The sequence below is a fragment of the Pseudomonas sp. NPDC089741 genome, from assembly GCF_044748825.1.
GTDB lineage: Bacteria > Pseudomonadota > Gammaproteobacteria > Pseudomonadales > Pseudomonadaceae > Aquipseudomonas > Aquipseudomonas helmanticensis.
The window spans coordinates 6,872-28,769 of the sequence record NZ_JBIVGT010000024.1 but is presented as its reverse complement, the minus strand read 5'-3'; the positions used below and the strand labels follow the sequence as shown (position 1 = coordinate 28,769).

Below are 21,898 nucleotides of genomic sequence, written 5' to 3'. Positions count from 1 at the left end.
TTTATGCCGGCTTTTTTTGGTATGCCGGTTATTGGTTTAGAACTCATTCACACATCGCAAACGTTTGCTAAAGGCCGGACTGGCGAATTTCGGCAAAGCGCTTGCGTGAGGGGCTAGACAGCGCCCCTCAGCGTTGCGGCTAATCGGTTGGGTTAATCGATACTGACACCCGAGAACACGTTGCGACCGAACGGGCTGACCTTGAACCCTTCGATCCTGGTGCTCAGTGGCTGGTTGACGGTCGAGTGGGCGACAGGCGTGATCGGCACTTGCTGTTTAAGCAATTGCTGGGCCTGTTTATAGAGCACGGTGCGCTGGTCGCGGTCGGTGACGACCTTGGCCTCTTTGATCAGCTTGTCGTAAGCCGGATCGCACCACATGGAGTAGTTGTTGCCGCCGATGGCGTCGCAGCTGTACAGCGTGCCGAGCCAGTTGTCCGGGTCACCGTTGTCACCGGTCCAGCCGATCAGGCTGATGTCGTGCTCGCCATTCTTGGTGCGCTTGATGTACTCGCCCCATTCATAGCTGACGATTTTCACCTTCAGACCGATCTTGGCCCAGTCTGCCTGGAGCATTTCGGCCATCAGCTTGGCGTTCGGGTTGTACGGACGCTGCACCGGCATCGCCCACAGAGTGATTTCGGTGCCTTCCTTGACCCCCGCAGCCTTGAGCAGCTCTTTGGCTTTTTCCGGGTTATAGGCAGCATCTTTGATGCTGTCGTCATAGGACCACTGGGTCGGCGGCATGGCGTTGACGGCCAGTTGCCCGGCGCCTTGGTAAACGGCGTTGAGAATCCCTTGTTTATTCACCGCCATGTCCAGCGCCTGACGCACTTCGAGCTGGTCGAAAGGTTTGTGGCGCACGTTGTAGGCGATGTAACCGAGGTTGAAACCCGGCTTGGAGATCAGTTGCAGCTTCGGATCGCTTTTCAGCGCTTCAACGTCGGCCGGACGCGGGTGCAGCGTGATCTGGCACTCATTGGCCTTGAGTTTCTGCACGCGGACCGAGGCATCGGTGTTGATCGCGAAGATCAGGTTGTCGAGTTTGACCCGGCTCGGATCCCAGTAATGCTTGTTACCGGTGAAGCGGATGTTCGAGTCTTTCTGATAGCTCTTGAACACGAACGGCCCGGTGCCGATCGGCTTCTGATTGATATCGCTCGGCTTGCCATCGGCCAGCAATTTGTCGGCGTATTCGGCGGACAGGATGGCGGCGAAGCTCATGGCGAGGTTCTGGATGAACGCGGCGTCGACGCTGTTGAGCGTGAACTCCACGGTCAGCGGCCCGGTCTTTTCGACCTTGGCGATGTTCTTGTTTAGGCTCATCCCGTTGAAATACGGGAACTCGGTGGGATAAGCCTTTCGGAATGGCTGCTGTGCATCAAGCATGCGGTTAAACGTGAACAACACGTCGTCGGCGTTGAAATCGCGACTCGGCTTGAAGTACGGCGTTGTATGAAATTTCACACCTTCACGCAGGTGAAAGGTGTACTTGAGACCATCCTCGGAAATGTCCCACTTGGTGGCCAGACCCGGTACTACATTGGTTTCGCCTTTTTCGAACTCGACCAGACGGTTATAGATCGGTTCGGCGGCGTCGTTATCGGTCGCTGTCGTGTACTGCGCGGTATCAAAACCCGCCGGGCTGCCTTCGGAGCAGAACACCAGGCTTTTACTGGCGGCGAAACTGGCGGACGAAGCCAACAGGCCGGCGCCCAGCAATGCGGAAAAAACCAAGGTATGGCGCATGACGCTCCCTCTTATTTTTTAGTGTTGTGCAATGCGCCGCGTCTCATCCCTGGACGTTGTGGTCGCATTGAGCTCAATCCAATACGTACGGCAAACCGGTGGCCCACGCAGAAACTGGTCAGAACCCGACGGTAAGTTCCGCGGGACCGGCAGTAAATGCGTAATTGCCTGAAACTGCGTAGGAAAAGTCGACACGCCTATACCGCTGCAGTTACCTGCAATGGCATTGGCTGAAGGAAATTTCCTGACTTCCCGGCAGGTAAGGCAACGGCGACGTCAAAAACGTCGCCGTTGCCGTGCCTTATTTGCTGACGCTGACGCCGTAGAAGGAGTTCAAGCCGAATGGGCTGATCTTGAAATCCTGCACGTTGGCGCGCATGGGTTGATACACCGTCGAGTGAGCGATAGGTGTCATCGGGACTGCATCTTTGAGGACGTGTTGTGCCTCTTTGTACAGTTCGGTGCGCTTACCTTGGTCGGTTGTGCGCTTGGCTTCCTTGACGAGGCCGTCGAACTTCTTGTCGCACCACTTGGAGAAGTTGTTGCCGCTGAGCGAGTCGCAGCCGAACAGCACGTTCAGCCAGTTGTCCGGATCACCATTGTCACCGCTCCAGCCAATGATCATGGCCTGGTTCTCGCCACCTTTGGAGCGTTTGATGTACTCGCCCCACTCGTAGCTGGTGATCTTCACTTTCAAGCCGATCTTGGCCCAGTCGGACTGGAGCATTTCGGCCATCAGTTTGGCGTTCGGGTTGTATGGACGCTGAACCGGCATCGCCCACAGCACGATCTCGGTACCTTCCTTGACGCCGGCTTCCTTGAGCAGCTGTTTGGCTTTCTCAGGATCGTACTTGGCGTCTTTGATGGTGGTGTCGTAAGACCACTGCGTCGGCGGCATGGCGTTGACGGCCAACTGGCCTGCGCCCTGATAAACCGAGTCGATGATTTGTGGCTTGTTCACCGCCATGTCCAGCGCCTGGCGGACGCGCAGGTCAGCCAGCGGGTTGGCCTCGTTGCTGCCCTTGACCTTGTCCATCACGTTGTAGGCGATGTAGCCGAGGTTGAAGCCAGCCTGGTCAGGCATCTTCAGGGTCTTGTCTTCTTTCAGCGCCTTCAGGTCGGCCGGACGCGGGAACAGGGTGACCTGGCACTCGTTCTTTTTCAGCTTCTGAATACGTACCGACGGGTCGGTGGTGATGGCGAAGATCAGGTTGTCGATCTTGACGTCTTCAGGCTTCCAGTAGTCCTTGTTGCCGGTGTAACGGATGTTCGAGTCTTTCTGGTAGCTCTTGAACACGAAAGGACCAGTGCCGATCGGCTTCTGGTTGATGTCGGCAGCCTTGCCTTCCTTGAGCAGCTGGGCCGCGTACTCGGCGGACTGCACCGAGGCGAAGCTCATGGCCATGTTCTGGATGAACGCGGCGTCGACTTCTTTCAGGGTGAACTTGACGGTGTGGTCGTCGACTTTATCGATCTTGGTGATGTTGGTGTCCATCCCCATGTAGGTGAAGTACGGGAATTCGGTCGGGTACGCCTTACGGAACGGGTCATCCTTGTTAATCATGCGATTGAAGGTGAACAGTACGTCGTCGGCGTTGAACTCACGAGTCGGCTTGAAATACGGGGTGGTGTGAAACTTGACGCCTTCGCGCAGATGGAAGGTATACGTCAGGCCATCGTCGGAAATGTCCCACTTGGTCGCCAGACCAGGAATCACGGCGGTGCCGCCGCGCTCGAACTGGGTCAGACGGTTGAACATGGTTTCAGCTGAGGCGTCGAAGTCGGTTCCGGTGGTGTACTGGCCCGGGTCGAAACCGGCCGGGCTGCCTTCAGAGCAGAACACCAGGTTAGTCGCAGCGGATGCGAAAGGTGCGGAGGCTAACAAGCCTGCGCCGACTAGAAACGGAATGACCGCGTGTTTAAGCATGTTGGCCTCATGATTTGTTGTCATTTTTTAGTTGTGAGGTACGACCTCGTGAGTCGTGCCTGCGGATACTTATGCAGGGGCCATACCCATTGCAAGATCCAGAGTGTGAGCGAGCGTTAAACGGTGGCACGTACGTACCTTAATGTCGCATCTGTATAACTTTTGACGCATTTGACCGTTTGCGAGTGATTTTTACGGTGCAAACGAAGCCCCAAAACGGTGCGCCGGTCACGTTGTGCGCGCCGCCTTGGGGCTCGGTGTTACTTATTTATACCGACGCCGTAGAAGGGCGTCAGACCAAACGGGCTGATCCGGAAGTCAGTGACTTCCTTGCGCAGCGGCTGGAACACCGTGGAGTTGGCGATCGGGGTGATCGGCACTTGCTGTTTAAGAATCAGCTGGGCCTGTTGATAGAGTTTCACCCGCTGCGTCTTGTCGGTGGAGACCTTGGCCTGTTGCACCAGCTTGTCGTACGCCGGGTCGCACCACTTGGCGTAGTTGCTGCCTTTGACCGCCGCGCAGCTGTAGAGCACGCCAAGCCAGTTGTCCGGGTCGCCGTTGTCGCCTGTCCAACCATAGATCATGGCGTCGTGTTCGCCATTTTTGGCGCGCTTGATGTACTCGCCCCATTCATAGCTGACGATGTTGGCCTTGATGCCGATTTTCTCCCAATCCTGCTGGATCATCTGCGCCGACATCCGCGCATTCGGGTTCGAAGCGCGCTGCACTGTCATCGCCCAGAGGTTGATGGTTGTACCCGGTGCAACCCCTGCTTCTTTAAGTAGCACCCGCGCTTTGACCGGATCGTAAGGGGCGTCCTTGATATTCGGGTCATACGACCATTGCGCCGGCGGCAGGGCGTTCTGCGCCAGTTGGCCGGCACTTTGGTAGACGGCTTTGATGATTGCCGGTTTGTCGATGGCCATGTCCAGCGCCTGGCGTACCTTGAGCTGATCGAGTGGCGCGTGGGTGGTGTTGTAGGCGAGGAAACCAAGGTTGAAACCGGCTTGCTTGAGCACGCGCAGATTCGGGTCTTTTTCCATTACTTCGATGTCGGCGGGGCGCGGGTAGCCGCTGACCTGGCATTCGCCGGCCTTGAGTTTTTGCAGACGCACGGCGGCGTCCGGGGTAATCGAGAAGATCAGGTTATCGATTTTGACGTCTTCGGGTTTCCAGTAGGCCGTGTTGGCGGCGTAGCGGATCTGCGAGTCCTTCTGGTAGCGCTTGAACACGAACGGGCCGGTGCCAACGGGTTTCTGGTTGAGGTCGGCGGCTTTGCCTTCCTTCAACAGTTGCGCTGCGTATTCGGCCGATTGCACCGAGGCGAAGCTCATGGCGAGGTTTTGCACGAACGCGGCGTCGACGTTGTTGAGGTTGAAGCGCACGGTTTGCTCGTCGAGTTTTTCTACCGATTTGATCGTGGTGTTCAGGCCCATGTCGGTGAAATACGGGGATTCGGCGGGGTAGGCCTTGCGGAAGGCGTTCTCCGGGTCGAGCAGGCGCTGGAAGGTGAAGAGGACGTCGTCGGCGTTGAAGTCGCGGGTCGGGGTGAAGTATTCGGTGGTGTGGAATTTCACGTTTTGGCGCAGGTTGAAGGTGTATTGCAGGCCATCCGGGGAGACGTCCCATTTTGTCGCCAGGCCGGGTTCGATGTCGGTGCCGCCGCGCTGGAATTGGGTGAGGCGGTTGAAGACGGTTTCGGCGGAGGCGTCGAAGTCGGTGCCGCTGGTGTATTGGCTGGGGTCGAAGCCTGCCGGGCTGGCTTCGGAGCAGTAGACCAGGGTGGTGGCGGCGTTTGCCAGCGGGGCTATGGCTGTTAGGGCGAGGGAGATCAAGAGCGGTTTTAGGGTGGATCTTGGCATGGAGTCCCCGGAGGATTTGGAGGTGGTTGTTGGTTGAGGGTAGCGGGGATTTGGGGGTGTTCGGAAATATCGTTTTTCCTGTTGGAGTGTCTATCTCGGTATATGTGGGGGGCTTTTGTCGGGGGCATATCCGTTGCTGCGGTGATGGCGGCTTAGGGTTCCGCCCTTACGGCGGGTCACTTTTGACAAACGCCTCAAAAGTAACCAAAAAGGCTTGCTCCTACGTGCGGCCCGCTCGCTGGGGCTCGGGGTTCCTTCGCTGCGGGATCGATCCGGGGGGCAGCGCCTACGGTTTGCTTCGCTGCACCTCCTCTCGCTGTGTTTGGCTGCGCCAAACGGTCGCTGCGCTCCCACCCCCGGATCAATCCCTCCACTCAGCCTTCCGACGTCGCCCTACAGATCAAGATCAAGATCTGCAGCCGAGCTTGCGCTCATCCTGCGAGTGGTGCGGCTGCGCCGCGGGATTTATGTAGGAGCTGCCGCAGGCTGCGATCTTTTGATCTTGCTTCTGGTGTTGAAAGGTCAACGTCAAAAGATCGCAGCCTTCGGCAGCTCCTACAGGGGGGTGTTTAAAAGTGTTTCGAAATGGGTGAACCTTCCCACAAGGTTTTCAGGTTGTCCGTCGGACGTGGGCGCTCTAGGCTCTGGGTGTCGCTGAATGATCAGCGGACGGGTGTGAGAACCCGCCGACTTGAAACTAGCACCAGTAAGACCATAATTGCGGCCGGCTTATTAGCTGTCGCAATGCCTTATGGCGGCTGTGTGCGGGCAGACTTCGGTCTGGCCGGTTTTCTGCTCACCGGTTTCTCACTCCGCACATAGCTGCCACCCTTTGCCACGTGAGAAATGGCTGAGGGCGGCTCGAATGACGAGCAGATTTTTATGAAAGATAAAATTGTCCCCGATCCACCCCTCGAATCCACAACCCCGCTCGAAGACGCCCTCCGCGCCGACGATCAATTCAAAAACCGCGAAGCGATAAAACGCGCCCTCGATTTCTACCTCAGCCCCGATCCCTGCAAACCGCGTCTGCCCAGCACGATGTTCCTTGTTCATCCGAACATCGACACGGAAAGTCTGCTCGCGCATGCCTGCGAATCACTCGCCTCGGCCAATGTCATGGCGGGCGATTTCGCTGATCAGCTCAGTCGCCCGCAACGCAGTACGGCGTTGGCGATTCAGCAGATTGTGATGCTGGCGGAGCTGGCGGTGAATCGGGCGCTGGATCGGGTTGATCCGCGTACCTGATTCGTCGGGATACCATGTCATCGTTCATCGCGGGCAAGCCCGCTCCCACAGGGTTACAGGCAGTTTTCAGAACCACTGCAGAACCTGTGGGAGCTGGCTTGCCAGCGATGGCGGCAGATCATTCACCACAAAAATCAGGCACAAAAAAACCGGCGATCATTCACTGATCGCCGGTTTTTCATTCAGCCAAAATTCAAATCACTGCATCAGCACTTCAATCGAGCCATCAGCCGTCATGCTCACCTGGCTGGTGCCCGCTTCAACGTCCGGCGTCACTGGTGCCGAGTCCATCGCTGCCGCTTTCATCATCATCGGTGCGCGCAGGTACGGTTGTGGGTAACCGTTGCTGTTGAGGTTCAGGTTGACGATTTTGTAGCCCTTGCCACCCAGTGCATCGGTGGCCAGTTGCGCGCGGGCCTTGAACGCGGTTACGGCTTCTTTGAGCAGGGCGTCTTCGCTGGTTTTGCGGGTCGGGTCGGCGATGGCGAAGTCCATGCCGCCCATTTTCAGATCGCCCAACAGTTCGCCAGTAAGTTTGGACAGGGCGGCGAAGTCGGAGCTTTCCAGGCGCAGTTCGGCGCGTTCACGCCAGCCGGTGATCTTCTGGCCTTTGGTGTCGTAGATCGGGTAGCTGTTGCGGCTGCCCTGGCGCAGGGTGATGTCTTTGACTTGCTTGGCCTGGGCCAGGGCCTTGTTCATGGTGATGCTGACGTCGGCGGCGAGTTTGGCCGGGTCGGTGTTTTGTTCTTCGGTGTAGAGGGTGACGATCATCAGATCGCGGGCAACTTCCGTGCTGACTTCGGCGCGCAGGGAAATCTGGTTGTAGTGCAGCTCATCGGCGGCCAGGGCCGGAAGGCTGGCGACGCTGCCGACGGTCAGGGCGAGAAGGGCGGCGCTGCGGCGGAATGTGTGCATGAAAGCTCCTTGATGAGGGCGCAGGTGATGGTTCGGGGGCCTGCGTGAAACCATCAGACTCTAGCTTTAATGATCCGGTTCGCCCAGTTACAACTTCTATACAGATACCGCGTCCCACAGAACCTGAGTCGAATGAGCTTTTGTGGCGAGGGGATTTATCCCCGTTCGGCTGCGTAGCAGTCGCAAATCCGGCTGATGCGGTATGTCTGGTTAAATGAGGTCGCATGATTTGGGGCGGCTACGCCACCCAGCGGGGATAAATCCCCTCGCCACAATTGATCTCCGGTAGCCCCGGAATTTTTTTCAACTCAGATGAATTCTCCATCGTCGCCATGTGGTCGTTTGCCGCACTTTCGCCTCTCAAGGGCGCGGCTTGGTTATACTCCGTGCGATCCGCCTGGAGCGCTCATCAGGAGAGCTCATGCTCGCCCCCGTACAACTGACTTCCGCCACTCGCCAGAACCTCTGGCGGCTGACTTTCATCCGCACGCTGGTGCTCGCCGCGCAGGCCGGTTCCGTGGGCCTGGCCTACTGGCTGCAACTGTTGCCGTTGCCGTGGGTGCAACTGGCGATGACCCTCGGCTGTTCGATTCTGCTCTGCGTGTTCACCGCCGTGCGCCTGCGCACTTCGTGGCCAGTCACCGAGCTTGAATATGCGCTGCAACTGGCCTGCGACCTGGTGATCCACAGTGCGCTGCTGTATTTCTCTGGCGGTTCGACCAATCCGTTCGTTTCCTATTATCTGGTGCCGTTGACCATCGCCGCCGTGACGCTGCCGTGGCGCTATTCGGTGATCCTGTCGGGCATCGCGCTGGCGCTGTACACGGTGATGCTGACGCGTTTCTATCCGCTGGAAACCTTGCCAGTCGCCCGCGAGAATCTGCAGATCTACGGCATGTGGCTGAGCTTTGCGCTCGCCGCTGCGGTGATCACGTTCTTCGCCGCGCGCATGGCTGAAGAGCTGCGCCGTCAGGAAGAATTACGCGCGATCCGCCGCGAAGAGGGCCTGCGCGATCAGCAGTTGCTCGCCGTCGCCACCCAGGCCGCTGGCGCTGCGCATGAGTTGGGCACGCCGCTGGCGACCATGAGCGTGTTGCTCAAAGAGATGCAGCAGGATCATCCCGACCCGCTGCTGCAGGACGATCTGAAGGTGCTGCAGGATCAGGTCAAGCTGTGCAAGCAAACCTTGCAGCAACTGGTGCGCGCCGCCGAAGCCAATCGACGTCTGGCGGTCGAGATGCAGGACGTCACCGACTGGCTCGACGAAGCACTCAACCGCTGGCACCTGATGCGCCCGGAAGCCAGTTATCGCTTCCACCGTCTCGGCCAAGGCACGGTGCCGCGCATGGCGCCGCCGCCGGACCTGACCCAGGCGCTGCTGAATCTGCTGAACAATGCCGCCGATGCCTGCCCGGAAAATCTTCAGGTCACGCTCGACTGGGACGTGGAAAACCTGACCATCAGTATTCGTGACCACGGCGCCGGTGTGCCGCTGGCCATCGCCGAGCAGATCGGTAAACCATTTTTTACCACCAAGGGCAAAGGTTTCGGCCTGGGCCTGTTTTTGAGCAAGGCCAGCGTGACACGCGCCGGCGGCTCAGTGAAACTCTATAGTCATGAGGAAGGCGGCACGCTCACCGAGCTGCGCCTGCCCCACGGCGCCCGAGGAGACCAACATGAGTGAAGAAATCCAAGTCGAAGGCGAAGAACTGCCGCATTTGCTGCTGGTCGACGATGACGCAACATTCACCCGCGTCATGGCCCGTGCCATGGCTCGTCGTGGCTTTCGCGTCAGCACCGCAGGTTCCGCCGAGGAAGGTCTGACCATCGCCCAGGCCGATTTGCCTGATTACGCCGCGCTCGACCTGAAAATGGACGGCGATTCCGGCCTGGTGCTGCTCCCCAAACTGCTGGAGCTGGACCCGGAAATGCGCGTGGTGATCCTCACCGGTTATTCGAGCATTGCCACCGCCGTCGAAGCGATCAAGCGCGGCGCCTGCAACTACCTGTGCAAACCGGCCGACGCCGACGACGTGCTGGCTGCGCTGCTGTCCGAGCACGCCGACCTCGACAGTCTGGTGCCGGAAAACCCGATGTCGGTCGATCGCCTGCAGTGGGAGCACATCCAGCGCGTGCTCACCGAACACGAAGGCAACATCTCCGCCACTGCCCGCGCCCTGGGCATGCACCGCCGCACCCTACAGCGCAAACTGCAGAAGCGCCCGGTTCGTCGCTGAAGATTGATGGCTCGGGTCAATCACATGAGTGCCATGAGACTTTGAATCAAAAGCCGCTACCCGGTGCTAAAGGGCAGCGGCTAGGGTTCAAGCTACAACGGTAAAGAGAGTTTTTGGCGAAGTGATAACGTCGCCATTTTGAATCGCGTTGCATTGTGCGAAGAGTTGCAGCCCTAACCAGGTCTCGATAACGGCTTTTGAAATCGTAAAAGAGACTTCACTCTTTTTAGTCTATTGCTCTTCGATTTTTTGTTCGTTGGCTTGTTTGATCCAGAAGCTTCCGATATGGACTTTCGGATCATTGGATGAAAGCTTGAAGGTCGCACCCGCTGCATCCAGCTTGCTGATGGACAGTTTTCCGTTTTCGATGGATTCGCTGGCTGGCGCGTTGAGTGGATTTTTTGCTGCAGTCATGATCAATTCCTTTCGATGCCAAGGTTGGGTAGGGTTCTCCTGACGCTCACGGAAGTTGAGTGCAGGAGGCCACGGCAGTTGATCATCGAGAGCAGCAGGTCTCTACTGTCAACTCTGACAGTCACGACGAACGGTGTTGCCCATATGCCTGATACGTTTCTGAAGCTGAACATTTCCTGAATGGGCCGGACTAGCCCTCGCGATAAAACGCACCGATCAACTATGATCGGTGCGTGTCTGTTCTTTTCTATATCGAGCCTTATCCATGAATCAGAACGCTGAATACTCCGCGGTCAACGATGCTGTGCGCGGGCAGTTTTTTCGCAAGGTGTGGGCGATCATCACGCCTTACTGGCGCAGTGAAGAGAAGGGCAAGGCCTGGACGCTGCTGATTGCGGTGATCGCACTCTCGCTGCTCAGCGTGGGCATCTCGGTGTGGTTCAACACCTGGTACAAGGATTTCTACAACGCCCTGCAAAAGAAGGATGAAGCGGCGTTTTGGCAGTTGATCCTGTACTTCTGTGCGATTGCCGCCGTGGCGATTATCGGCGCGGTGTATCGGCTTTATCTGACGCAGATGCTGACGATTCGCTGGCGTGCCTGGCTCACTGAAAAGCATTTCTCCCGTTGGCTAGCCGACAAGAATTACTACCAGCTGGAGCAGGGCGGTTACACCGATAACCCGGACCAGCGGATTTCCGAAGACCTCAATAACTTCACCTCCAACACCCTTGAACTGGGGATCGGGCTGCTGCGCAATATCGTCAGTCTGGTGTCGTTCTCGATCATCCTGTGGGGCGTGTCGGGCAGCATCGAAGTCTATGGCATCACCATTCCCGGCTACATGTTCTGGTGCGTGCTGCTTTATGCGGTGGTGGGCAGTTGGCTGACGCATTTGATCGGTCGTCGCTTGATCGGTCTGAACAACCAACAACAACGCTTCGAAGCGGACCTGCGTTTTTCCATGGTGCGGATTCGCGAGAATGCCGAAAGCATCGCCTTGTACAACGGCGAGCCGAATGAAAATCGGCGCCTGAGCGGCCGCTTCGGCAACGTCTGGCACAATTTCTGGGACATCATGAAAGTGTCCAAGCGTCTGACATTTTTCACCGCCGGTTACAGCCAGGCAGCGATTATTTTCCCTTTCATTGTTGCGTCGCCACGTTACCTCGCCGGCAAGATCGAGCTGGGTGAGCTGATGCAGATCAGCTCGGCATTCGGCAACGTCCAGGAAAGCTTCAGCTGGTTCATCAGCGCCTACCAGAGCCTCGCTTCGTGGCGCGCCACCTGTGATCGTCTGCTGAGTTTCCGTCAGGCGATGACCGATAACGAGCAGCGCGTGCCAGCGATTGATGTGCAGAATCAGGGCAGTGAATTGCAGGTGCATAACCTCGGCCTGGACCTGGCCGACGGTCGTCATCTGTTGACCAGCGCCGACATGACCGTCGAGCCAGGTGATCGCGTGATGCTCAGTGGCCGTTCGGGCAGTGGCAAGTCGACGTTGCTGCGAGCGATGGGGCATCTGTGGCCGGCGGGCCACGGCAACATCCGCTTGCCGGCGGCGCGTTACCTGTTCCTGCCGCAGAAACCGTATCTGCCGATCGGCACCCTGCGCGAGGCATTGAGTTATCCGCAACCGGGCGACACCTACGGGCCGGAGCGCTACGAACAGGTGCTGGAAACCTGCCGTCTGCCGCATCTGGTCAAGCGCCTGGACGAGGCCAATCACTGGCAACGCATGCTCTCGCCGGGTGAGCAGCAACGCCTGGCTTTCGCCCGCGCGCTACTGTATGCACCGCAGTGGCTGTACATGGACGAAGCGACTTCGGCGATGGATGAAGAGGACGAGGCGACGTTGTATCAGGCGCTGATCGATCAGTTGCCGGGGCTGAGTATCGTCAGCGTCGGCCATCGCAGCAGCCTCAAACGTTTCCACCCACGGCATGTGCGAATCGACAGCGGTCACCTCGTCGAACAACCCGTCACCGCCTGACCACCTCCACTGTAGGAGCTGCCGCAGGCTGCGATCTGTTGATCCTTCTTTTGATTTAAAAGACAAAGTCAAAAGATCGCAGCCTGCGGCAGCTCCTACAGGGGGATGTGTGATCGTACAACCTGCTTGCGCTATGATGCCCCCACGCCGAATTTTCGAGACAAGACGCACACCATGGAAAACCTGATCGACACCCCGCGCCTTCCGCGCAAGCGCCGCAGCCTCGCTCAGGAGCTGGTGACGGTGCTCAGCGAGCAGATCCGCGATGGCCTGCTCAAGCGTGGCGACAAGTTGCCCACCGAGTCGGCGATCATGGAAGCCCATGGCGTCAGCCGCACCGTGGTGCGTGAGGCGATTTCCCGTTTGCAGGCTGCAGGCCAAGTGGAAACCCGCCATGGCATCGGCACCTTTGTGCTCGACACGCCGAGCCCGAGCGGTTTCCGTATCGACCCGGCGACCGTCGTGACGCTGCGTGACGTCTTGGCGATTCTCGAATTGCGCATCAGCCTCGAAGTGGAGTCTGCCGGCCTGGCCGCGCAACGCCGTAGCGCCGAGCAACTGGCAACCATGCGTGCCGCCCTCGATGCGTTGAAGGAAAGCGCCGCGCACGCCAGCGATGCTGTCGCGTCGGACTTTGCCTTCCACCTGGAAATCGCGCTGTCCACCGGCAACCGTTACTTCACCGACATCATGACCCACCTGGGCACCAGCATCATTCCGCGCACCCGGCTGAATTCTGCGCGACTGGCGCATGACGACCAGCAGCACTACATGAATCGCCTGAGCCGTGAGCACGAAGAAATCTACGAAGCGATCGCCCGTCAGGATTCCGATGCGGCGCGTGCGGCCATGCGCTTGCACCTGACCAACAGCCGCGAACGATTGCGCCAGGCGCATGAAGAGGCTCAGGCGCAGCGGGGCTGAGTAATGTATTGACTGACACATCGCTATCGCGAGCAGGCTCACTCCTACAGTAATTGATGTCGTGCACAAGATCTGTGCTCAACAAATAACCATGTAGGAGTGAGCCTGCTCGCGATGGGGCCTTTAAATTAACTCTGCAATATCGAGCGATCAACCCGCACCGCCAACGCCACTTTCCCCGGCTGCACTGCAAACACAACATCCCCGCGCTTATCCACAACCCCGCGCGCAATCGCCTTGCCATCCGCCAGCAACTCCAGCGGCGCACCTTCCAGCGACTGTCCCGACGCCAGTTCCAGTTTCAATTTGATCGTCATTTGAACTCTCCTTGGTTGGTGTTACCGGTTGGCTTGTAGTCCTTGAGCAACAGATAAGTGCTCCAGCCCCACCAGTCATCAATGGTCGCGGTGTCGTTGAGGTTATTCACATCCTTGCGCCGCAGCACCTTGCCGCCCTCGACCCGAAACAGCGGCGAGAAGTTGTTGGAAATATTCAGCACGGCGCTGAGATCCGGCAGTCGTTGCAACGCGGCGAAGCCCGATGGTGCGGGCACAGTGCCGCTCAAGTAAGCGGCAAACACCTCATCCGCCGATGCTTGCACGGCTTGACTGACCTGACTCCGGTTGTCGGCATCGCTGGCCTCGAAGTAGCGTTTGTCGCCGAACGCGCGCCACTGAGCACCTTGGCTGTTGCGTACCTTGAGGCCGAATTTGCTGTCCTCGTCGTGCATGAAGCGGGTCACCAGCGAACCGAGATCACTCGGCGTCACCACCGCGGCCATTTCCTTGCGAGGGACGCGCAAGTGCCCGGAGGAAAACAGGTCGGTGAGAAAGTGGTCGGCAAACGCGTTCATCGCATAGGCGCGTTCCAGCAGTTGTAGATCCTGACGGGGACGTGCGGCGACAGCGGTTTGCAGGGCAGCGGTGTGGCCGGCGATGTAGGCGAGTTTCGCCCATTCGCCGAAGTGGTCGGCGTTGTTCGCTGCCAGTTTCAGATAGCGACCGAGGGGAAACAGCGCGGAGACGAAACTGCCGCCGCCGGTGATTTTGTTCCACTCTTCGGACAACGTATCTCCCAATGCATCGTAGGCTTCATGCGCGGGCTTACCGTCTTTGATGGCCTTCTTCACGGCATCGATTTCTTTCTGCATGACCGCAAGAATCTGCGTCGCTTCAGCACGTGAGGCCGGGGTCACTGCGAGCGAATCGAATGCGGCATTGAAGCGTTGCAGGCGATCGACCGGGGTCGCGCCTTCATTGATTGGTCGGTCGACGATGCCATAGAAGTCGCCGCCCAGTGACAGGACCTGGCCGTAGGTGAGGCCCAGCCCGTTCGGCAGGTGCAAAGGTACGTTTTGCGCCAGCAGCGGCTCGGCGTCTGTAACGAAGCGCAACAGGGTGTTATCGCCGATCGCCGTGTGTTCTGCGCCTTCGAAGCGCAGCGACGGCTTGCCTTTGCGGGCTGCAATGGCCGGCGCGGAGGCCGGTTCGACATCGCTGTGGGAGTCGGCGATGTGCAACAGCAGATGAGCATTGTCGGCGCTGAAGGTGATGCCGCTTTCGCTGAAAAGATCATCGAAACGCGCGATGACCGGTTTGGGTTGTTCCTGAGGTTTTGCCTGTAGACCGGACATTTCTGGCTCCTTGATATGTCGTCGGTGGTTTTTTATTTAGCTGTATGTATATACAGCTAAAAAGACCTTAGCCGAGAATCTTCCTACGTCAAGAAACGATCTTGTCCGACAAAAAAGCCCAGTCAGCGATGAAATGCAGTTGACGGTTATCTTTTAAGTTGTACGATGACCTACAACTTCAGCGAAGGCTGAACGGTCCAATCACAAAAAACGTTGCTACCAGGGTGTTCGAATAATGAATCCACAAGAACTGAAGTCCATCCTCTCTGCCGGCCTGCTTTCTTTCCCGGTGACCGATTTCAACGCGCAGGGTGATTTCAACCGCGCGGGCTACATCAAGCGTCTGGAATGGCTGGCCCCGTATGGCGCTTCAGCTCTGTTCGCCGCTGGCGGCACTGGTGAGTTCTTCTCCCTGGCGGCCAGCGAATATTCGGAAATCATCAAGACTGCCGTCGACACCTGCGCCACCAGCGTGCCGATTCTCGCCGGTGTCGGCGGTTCGACTCGCCAGGCCATCGAGTACGCTCAAGAAGCCGAGCGCCTGGGCGCAAAGGGTCTGTTGTTGCTGCCGCACTACCTGACCGAAGCGAGCCAGGACGGCGTTGCCGACCACGTTGAAGCAGTGTGCAAATCGGTCAACATCGGTGTGGTCGTCTACAACCGCAACGTTTGCCGCCTCAACGCGACGCTGCTGGAACGTCTGGCCGAGCGCTGCCCGAACCTGATCGGCTACAAGGACGGACTGGGCGATATCGAATTGATGGTGTCGATCCGTCGCCGCCTCGGTGATCGCTTCAGCTATCTGGGCGGTCTGCCGACCGCCGAAGTCTACGCCGCGGCCTACAAGGCGCTGGGCGTGCCGGTGTACTCCTCGGCGGTGTTCAACTTCATCCCGAAAACCGCGATGGATTTCTACCACGCGATCGCTCGTGAAGATCACGCCACCGTCGGCAAGATCATCGACGACTTCTTCCTGCCATACCTCGACATCCGCAACCGCAAGGCCGGTTACGCCGTGAGCATCGTCAAGGCAGGCGCAAAAATCGCCGGCTATGACGCCGGCCCGGTGCGGGCGCCGCTGACTGATCTGACGCGTGAAGAGTACGAAATGCTCGCCGCGCTGATCGACAAGCAAGGTGCGCAGTAACACCCGATTAAAGCGAGGCCGCTGAGCAATCAGCGGCTTTTTGCGTGAAGGCTTTGAGATCTGAGGGCTGCCCCTGTGACAACTGCAAAACGCTACGACAACTACATCAACGGCGAATGGCTTGCCGGTGCCGACTACTCGGCCAACATCAACCCGTCCGAGCTGAGCGACACCATCGGCGACTACGCCAAGGCTGATCTGGGCCAGGTTCACGCCGCCATCGACGCCGCCCGCGCAGCCTTCCCGGCGTATTCGACGTCGGGCATTCAGGCTCGTCATGATTCGCTGGACAAAGTCGGCACGGAAATCCTCGCCCGTCGCGAAGAGCTTGGCACCTTGCTGGCGCGGGAGGAGGGCAAGACCCTGCCCGAAGCCATCGGCGAAGTGACCCGCGCCGGCAATATCTTCAAGTTCTTCGCCGGTGAATGCCTGCGTCTGTCCGGCGACTATGTGCCGTCGGTGCGTCCGGGCGTCAACGTCGAAGTCACCCGTGAAGCGCTCGGCGTGGTCGGTCTGATCACCCCGTGGAACTTCCCGATCGCCATTCCAGCGTGGAAGATTGCTCCGGCGCTGGCCTACGGTAACTGCGTAGTCTTGAAACCGGCCGATCTGGTGCCGGGCTGCGCCTGGGCTCTGGCGGAAATCATCTCCCGCGCAGGCTTCCCGGCCGGCGTGTTCAACCTGGTGATGGGCAGCGGTCGTGTGGTTGGCGATGCGTTGGTGCAGAGCCCGAAAGTCGACGGCATCAGCTTCACCGGTTCGGTCGGCGTTGGCCGGCAGATCGCGGTCAGTTGCGTCTCGCGTCAAGCCAAAGTGCAACTGGAAATGGGCGGCAAGAATCCGCAGATCATTCTCGACGACGCCGACCTCAAGCAAGCGGTCGAGCTGTCGGTGCAGAGCGCGTTCTACTCCACCGGCCAGCGTTGCACTGCCTCCAGCCGTTTGATCGTCACCGCCGGAATTCACGACAAGTTCGTTGAAGCCATGGCCGAGCGCATGAAGTCGATCAAGGTCGGCCACGCGCTGAAATCCGGCACCGACATTGGTCCGGTGGTTTCCCAGGCGCAGCTTGAACAGGACATGAAGTACATCGACATCGGCCAGTCCGAAGGTGCGCGTCTGGTCAGCGGCGGTGGTCTGGTGACCTGTGACACCGAAGGTTACTTCCTCGCGCCAACGCTGTTTGCCGACAGTGAGGCGTCGATGCGCATCAGCCGCGAAGAGATCTTCGGGCCGGTGGCCAACATTGTTCGCGTGGCCGATTACGACGCGGCGCTGGCGATGGCCAACGACACCGAGTTCGGTCTGTCGGCGGGTATCGCGACCACCTCGCTGAAGTACGCCAACCACTTCAAACGTCACTCGCAAGCCGGGATGGTCATGGTCAACTTGCCGACCGCTGGCGTCGATTACCACGTTCCGTTCGGTGGCCGTAAGGGTTCATCCTATGGCTCACGTGAGCAAGGCCGCTATGCGCAAGAGTTCTACACGGTCGTGAAGACCAGCTACATCGGCTCCTGAATGCAGCACCCGGTGTCGACCCTGACACCGCAATCCCTGTAGGAGCTGCCGCAGGCTGCGATCTTTTGATCCTGTTTTCAAGGTCAAGATCAAAAGATCGCAGCCTTCGGCAGCTCCTACAGGGAACCCAAAGTACGGATACCCAGGGACACCCGGAAAACCGGGGACCAAAGAAGATTCACCCGCGCATAAAAATAATCAGTGGGAGTACATCTACATGCAATCGTCCAAGCCGACTCACGTCCGCTATTTGATCCTGCTCATGCTGTTTCTGGTGACCACGATCAACTACGCCGACCGCGCCACGATCGCCATTGCCGGCTCCAGCCTGCAAAAAGATCTGGGCATCGACGCAGTCACCCTCGGCTACATTTTCTCCGCGTTCGGTTGGGCCTACGTCGCCGGGCAAATTCCTGGTGGCTGGTTGCTCGATCGCTTCGGCTCGAAAAAAGTCTATGCCCTGAGCATTTTCACCTGGTCGCTGTTCACCGTGCTGCAAGGCTTTGTCGGTGAGTTCGGCATGTCCACAGCGATTGTTGCGCTGTTCATGCTGCGCTTTCTGGTCGGTCTGGCTGAAGCGCCTTCGTTCCCCGGCAATGCGCGCATCGTTGCCGCATGGTTCCCGACCGCTGAACGCGGTACCGCTTCTGCAATCTTCAACTCGGCGCAATATTTTGCCACTGTGCTGTTCGCGCCGCTGATGGGCTGGATCGTTTACTCCTTCGGCTGGGAACATGTGTTCATTGTCATGGGCGTGTTCGGCATCGTCTTCTCGGGCATCTGGCTGAAGGTTATCCACAGCCCGCGCCAACACCCGCTGGCCAACGAAGCGGAAGTGCAGTTCATCGCCGACAACGGCGGCATGGTCGACATGGACGTCAAGCAAGGCAAAAAAACCGACGGCCCGAAATGGGATTACATCCGTCAGTTGCTGACCAACCGCATGATGCTCGGTGTTTATCTGGGTCAATACTGCATCAACGGCATCACCTATTTCTTCCTGACCTGGTTCCCGGTGTATCTGGTGCAAGAGCGTGGCATGACCATTCTCAAGGCCGGTTTCATTGCCTCGTTGCCGGCAATCTGCGGCTTCATTGGCGGCGTGCTCGGCGGGGTGATTTCCGATTACCTGTTGCGCAAAGGCCACTCGCTGACCTTCGCCCGCAAAGCACCGATCATCGCTGGCCTGCTGGTGTCGAGCAGCATCGTTGCCTGCAACTATGTCGATGTGGAGTGGATGGTGGTTGGCTTCATGGCGTTGGCGTTCTTCGGCAAAGGCGTTGGCGCACTGGGTTGGGCGGTGGTTTCCGACACCTCGCCAAAACAGATCGCCGGTCTGAGCGGTGGCCTGTTCAACACCTTCGGCAACATCGCTTCGATTACCACGCCGATCGTGATTGGCTACATCATCAGCTCCACCGGTTCGTTCAAATGGGCGCTGGTGTTCGTCGGTGCCAACGCACTGGTCGCGGTGTTCAGCTATCTGGTCATCGTCGGCCCGATCAAACGTGTGGTCCTCAAAGAGCCGCCAACCAACGGCGGTACTGAAGCCACCGGTAAATTGTCTCAAGCGCATTCCTGAGGAGCGGCGTCATGCAGTTGATTGAACATTCCGACTCGCCGCGCTACATCCGCCTGCACGAGCGGGACAACGTAGTGGTAGTGGTCAACGATCAGGGCGTGCCGGCCGGCACTGAATTCGCCGATGGCCTGGTGACGCTGGATTTCGTCCCGCAGAGCCACAAGGTCACCCTCGAAGACATTCCCGAGGGCGGCCAGGTGATTCGTTACGGTCAGGTGATTGGCTACGCGTTGCAGTCGATTCGCCGTGGCAGTTGGGTCAAGGAAGATCAACTGCGCATGCCGACCGCGCCGCCGCTGGACAGCCTGCCGCTGTCGACCGAGGTGCCGGCCGCGCAGGCACCGCTGGAAGGTTTCACCTTCGAGGGTTATCGCAACGCTGACGGTACCGTCGGCACGCGCAATATTCTCGGCATCACCACCACCGTGCAGTGCGTCACCGGCGTGCTCGATCATGCGGTGAAACGCATCAAGGACGAGCTGCTGCCGAAATACCCGCACGTCGATGACGTGGTGGCGCTGACCCACAGTTACGGCTGCGGTGTGGCGATCACCGCCACCGACGCCTACATTCCGATTCGTACCGTGCGCAATCTGGCGCGCAACCCGAACCTCGGTGGCGAAGCGTTGGTGATCAGCCTTGGCTGCGAGAAATTGCAGGCCGGGCAGGTGATGCACGAGGACGACGCGTCGGTGGATCTCAGCGATCCATGGCTGTATCGCTTGCAGGATTCCAGTCACGGTTTCACCGAGATGATCGAACAGATCATGCAACTGGCTGAAGTGCGCCTGAAGAAACTCGACCAGCGCCGCCGCGAAACCGTGCCGGCGTCCGAGTTGATTCTTGGCATGCAATGCGGCGGTAGCGATGCGTTTTCCGGGATCACCGCCAACCCGGCGCTGGGCTATGCCTCGGACTTGTTGTTGCGCGCGGGGGCCACTGTGATGTTTTCCGAAGTCACCGAAGTGCGCGATGCGATTTACCTGCTGACTTCGCGCGCCGAGACCAAGACCGTCGCCGAGGAACTGGTGCGCGAGATGGACTGGTACGACCGTTACCTGGCCAAGGGTGAGGCGGATCGCAGTGCGAATACCACGCCGGGGAACAAGAAGGGCGGGCTGTCGAACATCGTTGAGAAGTCGCTGGGGTCGATCGTCAAATCCGGCAGCAGCGCGATCAATGGCGTGCTCGGTCCGGGCGAGCGCTTCAAGCAGAAGGGTTTGATTTTCTGCGCGACGCCAGCGAGTGATTTTGTCTGCGGCACGTTGCAGTTGGCGGCGGGGATGAACCTGCATGTGTTCACCACCGGGCGTGGCACGCCGTATGGGTTGGCGATGGCGCCGGTGGTGAAAGTCTCGACGCGTACGGAATTGGCGCAGCGCTGGCCAGATCTGATCGACATCGACGCCGGGCGGATTGCCACCGGGCGCGCGACCATCGAGGAGTTGGGTTGGGAGTTGTTTCACTACTATCTGGATGTGGCGAGCGGCAAGCAGCAGACGTGGGCGGAGAAGCACAAGCTGCATAACGACATTACGCTGTTCAACCCGGCGCCGATTACCTGACGGTTTTTGGGTAGGGCAAAAGCTGCCCTCACCCCAGCCCTCTCCCGGAGGGAGAGGGGGCTGACCGAGTTGTCTGGCGCTATACATCGACTTGAAATACCGAGTTGATTATGGATTCAACGATGTCATTTCAGGTCGATGGATTTCTGCAATATCCCCCGATCGACCCCTCTCCCTCGGGGGAGAGGATTAGGGTGAGGGGCCTACCGAGTTGTCTGGCGCTATACATCGACTTGAAATACCGAGTTGATTATGGATTCAGCGATGTCATTTCAGGTCGATGGATTTCTGCAATATCCCCCGATCGGTCCCCTCTCCCTCGGGGAGAGGGTTAGGGTGAGGGGCTGATCGAGTTGTCTGGCGCTATACATCGACTTGAAATACCGAGTTGATTATGGATTCAACGAAGTCATTTCAGGTCGATGGATTTCTGCAATATCCCCCGATCGGTCCCCTCTCCCTCAGGGAGAGGGCTAGGGTGAGGGGCTGATCGAGTTGTCTGGCGCTGTACATCGACCTGAAATACCGAGTTGATTATGGATTCAACGATGTCATTTCAGGTCGGTGGATTAATGCAATATCCCCCGATCGGTCCCCTCTCCCTCGAGGAGAGGATTAGGGTGAGGGGCTGATCGAGGTGTCTGGCGCTGTACATCGACTTGAAATACCGAGTTGATTATGGATTCAACGAAGTCATTTCAGGTCGATGGATTTCTGCAATATCCCCCGATCGGTCCCCTCTCCCTCGGGGAGAGGGCTAGGGTGAGGGGCTGATCGAGTTGTCTGGCGCTGTACATCGACTTGAAATACCGAGTTGATTATGGATTCAGCGATGTCATTTCAGGTCGGTGGATTTCTGCAATATCCCCCGATCGGTCCCCTCTCCCTCGGGGAGAGGATTAGGGTGAGGGGCTGATCGAGTTGTCTGGCGCTATACATCGACTTGAAATACCGAGTTGATTATGGATTCAGCGATGTCATTTCAGGTCGATGGATTTCTGCAATATCCCCCGATCGGTCCCCTCTCCCTCGGGGAGAGGGCTAGGGTGAGGGGCTGATCGAGGTGTCTGGCGCTATACATCGACCTGAAATACCGAGTTGATTATGGATTCAACGAAGTCATTTCAGGTCGATGGATTTCTGCAATATCCCCCGATCGGTCCCCTCTCCCTCAGGGAGAGG

The 21,898-nt window shown here is 58.4% G+C and carries 16 protein-coding genes; 9 read left to right on the top strand and 7 right to left on the bottom strand.

The features are described from left to right. Nucleotides 1-152: 152 nt before the first annotated feature. The 3 genes from ACIPZE_RS20395 to ACIPZE_RS20385 all read right to left on the bottom strand — a co-directional run bounded on the left by ACIPZE_RS20395 (nucleotide 153) and on the right by ACIPZE_RS20385 (nucleotide 5,537). The gene (locus ACIPZE_RS20395; protein WP_283437699.1) at nucleotides 153-1,748 is read right to left on the bottom strand and encodes an ABC transporter substrate-binding protein; all 1,596 of its coding nucleotides are present in this window, start codon (nucleotides 1,746-1,748) and stop codon (nucleotides 153-155) included. A 301-nt stretch (nucleotides 1,749-2,049) separates the two neighbouring features. Further along, on the bottom strand, nucleotides 2,050-3,675 hold the full coding sequence (locus ACIPZE_RS20390) for an ABC transporter substrate-binding protein (protein WP_400774902.1): 1,626 nt from the start codon (nucleotides 3,673-3,675) through the stop codon (nucleotides 2,050-2,052). A 260-nt stretch (nucleotides 3,676-3,935) separates the two neighbouring features. Further along, nucleotides 3,936-5,537 carry an ABC transporter substrate-binding protein gene (locus ACIPZE_RS20385; protein WP_400774899.1) on the bottom strand — a complete coding sequence of 534 codons (1,602 nt, stop codon included), beginning with the start codon at nucleotides 5,535-5,537 and terminating at the stop codon, nucleotides 3,936-3,938. An 882-nt stretch (nucleotides 5,538-6,419) separates the two neighbouring features. On the opposite strand from ACIPZE_RS20385, the gene ACIPZE_RS20380 reads away from it, so the two are divergent. Next, complete coding sequence (locus tag ACIPZE_RS20380) at nucleotides 6,420-6,785, top strand: DUF6124 family protein (RefSeq protein WP_283437697.1); 366 nt, start codon at nucleotides 6,420-6,422, stop codon at nucleotides 6,783-6,785. 198 nt (nucleotides 6,786-6,983) lie between these two features. Here the strand turns inward: ACIPZE_RS20380 and ACIPZE_RS20375 are convergent, their stop codons facing one another. Further along, nucleotides 6,984-7,700, bottom strand: coding sequence for an SIMPL domain-containing protein (locus ACIPZE_RS20375; protein WP_400774897.1), 717 nt, complete (start codon nucleotides 7,698-7,700; stop codon nucleotides 6,984-6,986). Nucleotides 7,701-8,121: 421 nt separating this feature from the next. Here ACIPZE_RS20375 and ACIPZE_RS20370 point away from each other — a divergent pair, with 421 nt between their 5' ends. Both ACIPZE_RS20370 and ACIPZE_RS20365 read left to right on the top strand, forming a co-directional pair. Beyond that, a complete protein-coding gene (locus tag ACIPZE_RS20370; RefSeq protein WP_129389090.1) occupies nucleotides 8,122-9,384 on the top strand; it encodes an ATP-binding protein in 1,263 nt (420 codons plus the stop codon). After that, the gene (locus tag ACIPZE_RS20365; RefSeq protein WP_085611319.1) at nucleotides 9,377-9,937 is read left to right on the top strand and encodes a response regulator transcription factor; all 561 of its coding nucleotides are present in this window, start codon (nucleotides 9,377-9,379) and stop codon (nucleotides 9,935-9,937) included. The genes ACIPZE_RS20370 and ACIPZE_RS20365 overlap by 8 nt, the downstream gene beginning before the upstream one ends. A 231-nt stretch (nucleotides 9,938-10,168) precedes the next feature. Here ACIPZE_RS20365 and ACIPZE_RS20360 read toward each other — a convergent pair whose 3' ends face one another. Then, nucleotides 10,169-10,351, bottom strand: a complete 183-nt coding sequence (locus tag ACIPZE_RS20360; RefSeq protein ID WP_400774893.1) for a hypothetical protein — start codon at nucleotides 10,349-10,351, stop codon at nucleotides 10,169-10,171. Between the two features lie 265 nt (nucleotides 10,352-10,616). Here ACIPZE_RS20360 and ACIPZE_RS20355 point away from each other — a divergent pair, with 265 nt between their 5' ends. Further along, on the top strand, nucleotides 10,617-12,344 hold the full coding sequence (locus ACIPZE_RS20355; RefSeq protein WP_129389096.1) for an ABC transporter ATP-binding protein/permease: 1,728 nt from the start codon (nucleotides 10,617-10,619) through the stop codon (nucleotides 12,342-12,344). 174 nt (nucleotides 12,345-12,518) lie between these two features. Continuing rightward, complete coding sequence (locus ACIPZE_RS20350) at nucleotides 12,519-13,268, top strand: FadR/GntR family transcriptional regulator (RefSeq protein ID WP_129389099.1); 750 nt, start codon at nucleotides 12,519-12,521, stop codon at nucleotides 13,266-13,268. A gap of 128 nt (nucleotides 13,269-13,396) precedes the next feature. Here the strand turns inward: ACIPZE_RS20350 and ACIPZE_RS20345 are convergent, their stop codons facing one another. After that, nucleotides 13,397-13,585: a hypothetical protein gene (locus ACIPZE_RS20345; protein ID WP_400774890.1), complete on the bottom strand. Its 189-nt coding sequence runs from the start codon at nucleotides 13,583-13,585 to the stop codon at nucleotides 13,397-13,399. Next, complete coding sequence (locus ACIPZE_RS20340; RefSeq protein ID WP_400774887.1) at nucleotides 13,582-14,901, bottom strand: phospholipase; 1,320 nt, start codon at nucleotides 14,899-14,901, stop codon at nucleotides 13,582-13,584. The genes ACIPZE_RS20345 and ACIPZE_RS20340 overlap by 4 nt, the downstream gene beginning before the upstream one ends. 235 nt (nucleotides 14,902-15,136) lie before the next feature. On the opposite strand from ACIPZE_RS20340, the gene kdgD reads away from it, so the two are divergent. The 4 genes from kdgD (at nucleotide 15,137) to garD (ending at nucleotide 20,716) form a co-directional block, all read left to right on the top strand. Next, nucleotides 15,137-16,048: a 5-dehydro-4-deoxyglucarate dehydratase gene (kdgD, locus tag ACIPZE_RS20335; protein ID WP_129389108.1), complete on the top strand. Its 912-nt coding sequence runs from the start codon at nucleotides 15,137-15,139 to the stop codon at nucleotides 16,046-16,048. 75 nt (nucleotides 16,049-16,123) lie between these two features. Further along, on the top strand, nucleotides 16,124-17,569 hold the full coding sequence (locus ACIPZE_RS20330) for an aldehyde dehydrogenase family protein (RefSeq protein ID WP_400774884.1): 1,446 nt from the start codon (nucleotides 16,124-16,126) through the stop codon (nucleotides 17,567-17,569). A gap of 217 nt (nucleotides 17,570-17,786) precedes the next feature. Continuing rightward, nucleotides 17,787-19,151, top strand: a complete 1,365-nt coding sequence (locus ACIPZE_RS20325) for an MFS transporter (protein ID WP_400774883.1) — start codon at nucleotides 17,787-17,789, stop codon at nucleotides 19,149-19,151. 11 nt (nucleotides 19,152-19,162) lie between these two features. Then, on the top strand, nucleotides 19,163-20,716 hold the full coding sequence (garD, locus tag ACIPZE_RS20320; RefSeq protein WP_400774881.1) for a galactarate dehydratase: 1,554 nt from the start codon (nucleotides 19,163-19,165) through the stop codon (nucleotides 20,714-20,716). Nucleotides 20,717-21,898 lie beyond the last annotated feature (1,182 nt).

What these genes read in the sequence shown, in the direction of transcription:
- ACIPZE_RS20395 (WP_283437699.1), bottom strand. Translation starts at nt 1,748, where the DNA reads ATGCGCCATACCTTGGTTTTTTCCGCATTGCTGGGCGCCGGCCTGTTG.
- ACIPZE_RS20390 (WP_400774902.1), bottom strand. Translation starts at nt 3,675, where the DNA reads ATGCTTAAACACGCGGTCATTCCGTTTCTAGTCGGCGCAGGCTTGTTA.
- ACIPZE_RS20385 (WP_400774899.1), bottom strand. Translation starts at nt 5,537, where the DNA reads ATGCCAAGATCCACCCTAAAACCGCTCTTGATCTCCCTCGCCCTAACA.
- ACIPZE_RS20380 (WP_283437697.1), top strand. Translation starts at nt 6,420, where the DNA reads ATGAAAGATAAAATTGTCCCCGATCCACCCCTCGAATCCACAACCCCG.
- ACIPZE_RS20375 (WP_400774897.1), bottom strand. Translation starts at nt 7,700, where the DNA reads ATGCACACATTCCGCCGCAGCGCCGCCCTTCTCGCCCTGACCGTCGGC.
- ACIPZE_RS20370 (WP_129389090.1), top strand. Translation starts at nt 8,122, where the DNA reads ATGCTCGCCCCCGTACAACTGACTTCCGCCACTCGCCAGAACCTCTGG.
- ACIPZE_RS20365 (WP_085611319.1), top strand. Translation starts at nt 9,377, where the DNA reads ATGAGTGAAGAAATCCAAGTCGAAGGCGAAGAACTGCCGCATTTGCTG.
- ACIPZE_RS20360 (WP_400774893.1), bottom strand. Translation starts at nt 10,351, where the DNA reads ATGACTGCAGCAAAAAATCCACTCAACGCGCCAGCCAGCGAATCCATC.
- ACIPZE_RS20355 (WP_129389096.1), top strand. Translation starts at nt 10,617, where the DNA reads ATGAATCAGAACGCTGAATACTCCGCGGTCAACGATGCTGTGCGCGGG.
- ACIPZE_RS20350 (WP_129389099.1), top strand. Translation starts at nt 12,519, where the DNA reads ATGGAAAACCTGATCGACACCCCGCGCCTTCCGCGCAAGCGCCGCAGC.
- ACIPZE_RS20345 (WP_400774890.1), bottom strand. Translation starts at nt 13,585, where the DNA reads ATGACGATCAAATTGAAACTGGAACTGGCGTCGGGACAGTCGCTGGAA.
- ACIPZE_RS20340 (WP_400774887.1), bottom strand. Translation starts at nt 14,901, where the DNA reads ATGTCCGGTCTACAGGCAAAACCTCAGGAACAACCCAAACCGGTCATC.
- kdgD (WP_129389108.1), top strand. Translation starts at nt 15,137, where the DNA reads ATGAATCCACAAGAACTGAAGTCCATCCTCTCTGCCGGCCTGCTTTCT.
- ACIPZE_RS20325 (WP_400774883.1), top strand. Translation starts at nt 17,787, where the DNA reads ATGCAATCGTCCAAGCCGACTCACGTCCGCTATTTGATCCTGCTCATG.
- garD (WP_400774881.1), top strand. Translation starts at nt 19,163, where the DNA reads ATGCAGTTGATTGAACATTCCGACTCGCCGCGCTACATCCGCCTGCAC.